Origin of the sequence: Streptomyces albidochromogenes, from assembly GCF_005981925.1 — a bacterium.
GTDB lineage: Bacteria > Actinomycetota > Actinomycetes > Streptomycetales > Streptomycetaceae > Streptomyces > Streptomyces albidochromogenes.
In genome coordinates this window covers 1-1,353 of sequence record NZ_VBVX01000619.1, presented here as the reverse complement: position 1 = coordinate 1,353, position 1,353 = coordinate 1, and the positions used below count along the sequence as shown (strand labels likewise).

At 72.8% G+C, this 1,353-nt stretch carries 2 protein-coding genes; both read left to right on the top strand.

Features of this window, described 5'->3' with window-relative positions; all coding sequences use genetic code 11:
- The coding region (locus E2E34_RS34340) for a pyridoxal phosphate-dependent decarboxylase family protein (protein ID WP_244316403.1) at positions 1-825 on the top strand (825 nt) is incomplete at its 5' end.
- Positions 822-1,353: SidA/IucD/PvdA family monooxygenase (locus E2E34_RS34335; protein ID WP_138905721.1), on the top strand; the 532-nt coding region annotated here is incomplete at its 3' end. The genes E2E34_RS34340 and E2E34_RS34335, both read left to right, overlap by 4 nt.

Below are 1,353 nucleotides of genomic sequence, written 5' to 3'. Positions count from 1 at the left end.
GGCCTCCCCGAACCGGTCGTCGGCCCCGCCCCCGCGGGCGTCATCGACCTCGCCGCACTCGACGCCGCCCTCACCGACCTCCACCACCCCCTCCTCGTCGCCGCCACCGCCGGCACCACCGACACCGGCCGCATCGACCCCCTCCCCGCCATCGCCGACCTCTGCGCACGCCACCACGCGGAACTCCACATCGACGCCTCCTACGGCGGCCCGCTCCTGTTCAGCGACGTGCACCGCAGCCGCCTCGACGGCCTCGACCGCGCCCAGAGCGTCACCATCGACCTGCACAAACTCGGCTGGCAACCCGTCGCCGCCGGACTCCTCGCCGTTCCTTCCACCGCCTGCCTCACCCCCCTCGGCCACCAGGCCGACTACCTCAACGCCGACGACGACACCGAAGCCGGCCTCCCCGACCTCCTCGGCCGCTCCCTGCGCACGACCCGGCGCCCCGACATCCTCAAGACCGCCGCCACGCTCCGCGCCCTCGGCCGTCAGGGACTCGCCGACCTCGTCGACCGCACCTGCGCCACCGCCCGGCACCTCGCCGACCTCGTCGAGAAAACCCCCGGCCTCGAACTCCACGACCGGCCCACCATCAGCACCGTCCTCTTCCGCCCCACCGGCGCCACCGACGACGACATCGCCGCCATCCGCCGCACCCTCCTCACCCAGGGCCGCGCCGTACTCGGCCGCGCCCACGCCGACGGACGCCTCTGGCTCAAAGCCACCGTCCTCAACCCCCACACCACCCCCGGCGACCTCGAAACACTGCTCTCACTGCTCCCGCTCCCCGCGCCACTCCCGGAAGGCAGCTCCCACCGATGACCGCCGCGCCCCAGCCCCACGCACCCGACCAGCCCCACGACCTGGTGGGCATCGGCATCGGCCCGTTCAACCTCTCCCTCGCCGCACTCGCCGACGGCGTACACGGCGGCCTCGCCACCGCCTTCTACGAACAGCGCCCCGCCTTCCACTGGCACCCCGGCCTCCTCCTCGACGGCGCCACCCTCCAGGTCCCCTTCCTCGCCGACCTCGTCACCCTCGCCGACCCCGCGAGCCCCTGGTCCTTCCTCAACTACCTGCGCACCCGCGAACGGCTCTTCCCCTTCTACTTCTCCGAGCGGTTCCACATCCAGCGCGCCGAATACGACGCCTACTGCCGCTGGGTCAGCGACCACCTCCCCGGACTCCACTTCGGCCACCAGGTCGACGCCGTCCGCTGGAACGCCGAACGCGACGCCTTCGAAGTCGACTTCACCCAGCTCGACGCCGACGGCGAAGCCGAAGCCCTCGGCCGGGCCTACACCCGCAACGTCGCCGTCGGCGTCGGCACCCAGCCCTACATCCCCGAAC